Below are 2,418 nucleotides of genomic sequence, written 5' to 3' on the forward strand. Positions count from 1 at the left end.
AACTAAGGTTCGGGTGGATTCCCTATTGACTCTGTACCATCTTTTTCACACGAGGTATATCATGGCTATCATCTACGTTAAATCCGGTTCTACTGGTAATGGTTCGGCTTGGAATAATGCTTATGGCAGTTTAGCAAGTGCGCTAACCGCTGCACAAGCTGTCATGGTTACTATTTACATTAAATCGGGTTCGACTGCTTTGGATGCGGGCGATTATAAGTTATTTTCTAGTTTGCGAAATGCTTTAGCTTTTAGAATTATAACGTTTTTTCTGACTATTTTTGGAGGAAATAATTTTGCTCAAGCAGTAACTCTGAATGTTAATGCTCAGTCAAATATCTACGGTGCTGGACTTAGTATTCCGCCATCTCAAGTTGGTGGTGCTGGAATTTTACCTCCAGTCTATAATTTTTCAGCAGCTGCAAACCAAGTTCTTACCTTTTCCCAAATCACAGGGATTATTAATTATGGTGTTCCTTTGTCTAATGGACCCGATGGTGCAGATATCAGAAATCTTAGTCAAGGCTCTTATTTTTACCCATCTCTAAATGGAATCTCAGGTCTAATTGATGAGGGAATAGGTAGATATTTAGTCGGTGTCTTTCTAGATAATTCAACACCAATATCTCCAGCATCTACCCCTTTAAATTTTAGTGGAAATCACAATTTTAAAGAGCTATCACCACTGCTAAGACAAACATTTTTCATTGGAGATGGGCTAACATGGACAGGTGTCGGTGATATTCAAAAATTTAATGTACCAGAAAAAGCAACCCGACTTTTTTTAGGCTTTTTTGATGGACCAGGTGTTTCTTCCACAGGAGAAATTCCCGTTGGATTTTACAACGATAATACAGGAAGCTTTATTGCTGAATTTCAAATCTCTGATATGCCTAAATCTACAACACCCGTACCCGAACCTTCTACAATTGTAGGAATAGTAACATTAGGATTAGGTGCATTGTTGTCTAAAAAGTACAATCAAGACGACAATTAGGTTATGCAAGCGGTAAACTTTGATTTAGGGTTAATTGGGGACGTAAGCGACGGAGTTTGCGTCTCTTTGTTATCAAAAACTATAGTAAAGACCTTATGGCAGAATCTCAAGACTTTGACAATGTTTAGGTCTAAATAATCTAAAATCTCGCTGATCTAATGTTAATATAAGCGTAATTTTGAGCCTTTCAGCGATCGCCATTACAGTTGCATCAACAAAATCAATACGACTATCTTTGTATTCTTCTAAAATCTCAGATACTCGAATTACATCAGTTTCACTTAAAGGAATTAAATGAAACCGACTTGCAGATAATCCTTTTAAAAAAGCCGCAACAGTGCTAACACCTGCACTACGACCTACTAAATAAGCGACTTCTGCTAAAACTGTTTGGGGTAATAATATTTGCTGATAGTTCTGATAAATAGCTACGACATCACTATGTTTTATATCTGATTGATTTAGCAAAGCAACTACAAACCCTGTATCACTTATTGTTATTTTTCTTTCCATGTCCATCCTGAATTTTCTTTAATCTCCTGTTGTAAAATTTCTTCAGATTGAGTTGCTAAATCTGGAGAACCTCTGAACAAACCAATTAGCGGGTCAGATTCATTTTTATCTTGATCATTTTCAGAAGTTGAAGGAACAATAAAAACCTCAACCATTTCACCAACAGCGAGTTCAGGGGTTTGAATTTCTATTTTATTACCGGGTAAAACTTGAGTGCTGATATGTAAAGAAGATTGTGTCATTTTTCAACAACTAAGCAATTTAAGGTATTTGACTCCTAGTATAACCTACCAGCAACGCAGGAAGCAACGCCTCCCTCCCTGCTGATACCCGCGACTTAGATGGCGATAGCAACATCACCGAAACAATACCCTTTGATATCGTCCGCAACCCTCGCATTAACGGTACTACAGTTGATATCGGTGCCTTTGAATTTACAACTCCCGTCAATCAACCTCCTGTTGTCACCAATAAAACCTTTACCATTGCTAAAAGTAGTGCGGTGGGTGCTACCGTTGGTACAGTCCCCATTAGTGACCCCGAAAATAACCCTTTTACCGTCACTATTACTAATGGTAATACCGACACAGATAATGACGGAACTCGTCCTTTTGCCATCAGTAACTCAGGGGTAATTACCGTTACTGACCCCAGCGATTTTGGCACAAATAACAGCTTTAATCTAACCGTCACCGCGAATGATGGTAACGCCACAGGAAACGGTGCAATTGTTGTTAACCTAACCAATCCTGTTAACCGTCCCCCAGTGGTTAATGATGCTATTTTCAGCATTTCTAAAACCAGTCCTAACGGTACAGTTGTCGGCACAATTAACGCCACTGATGCCGATAACAACCCCTTAACCTACAATATCACCGCAGGTAATCCTAACCTCGATGGCGACGGTA

Annotated in this window: 4 protein-coding genes; 2 read left to right on the forward strand and 2 right to left on the reverse strand. The window is 39.0% G+C overall.

From position 1 onward, the window contains the following. The first annotated feature begins 61 nt into the window (after positions 1-61). Positions 62-997 carry a PEP-CTERM sorting domain-containing protein gene (locus PX484_RS10615; RefSeq protein ID WP_288103770.1) on the forward strand — a complete coding sequence of 312 codons (936 nt, stop codon included), beginning with the start codon at positions 62-64 and terminating at the stop codon, positions 995-997. Positions 998-1,090: 93 nt separating this feature from the next. On the opposite strand, the gene PX484_RS10620 is transcribed toward PX484_RS10615, so the two are convergent. Together PX484_RS10620 and PX484_RS10625 are read right to left on the reverse strand one after the other, a co-directional pair. After that, a complete protein-coding gene (locus PX484_RS10620; RefSeq protein ID WP_223210675.1) occupies positions 1,091-1,510 on the reverse strand; it encodes a type II toxin-antitoxin system VapC family toxin in 420 nt (139 codons plus the stop codon). Continuing rightward, a complete protein-coding gene (locus tag PX484_RS10625; protein ID WP_002770259.1) occupies positions 1,495-1,752 on the reverse strand; it encodes a hypothetical protein in 258 nt (85 codons plus the stop codon). The genes PX484_RS10620 and PX484_RS10625 overlap by 16 nt, the downstream gene beginning before the upstream one ends. A gap of 260 nt (positions 1,753-2,012) precedes the next feature. Here PX484_RS10625 and PX484_RS10630 point away from each other — a divergent pair. Next, positions 2,013-2,418: cadherin repeat domain-containing protein (locus PX484_RS10630; protein ID WP_288103772.1), on the forward strand; the 406-nt coding region annotated here is incomplete at its 3' end.

The organism is Microcystis sp. M49636_WE2 (genome assembly GCF_030065375.1).
GTDB classification, from domain to species: domain Bacteria; phylum Cyanobacteriota; class Cyanobacteriia; order Cyanobacteriales; family Microcystaceae; genus Microcystis; species Microcystis aeruginosa_C.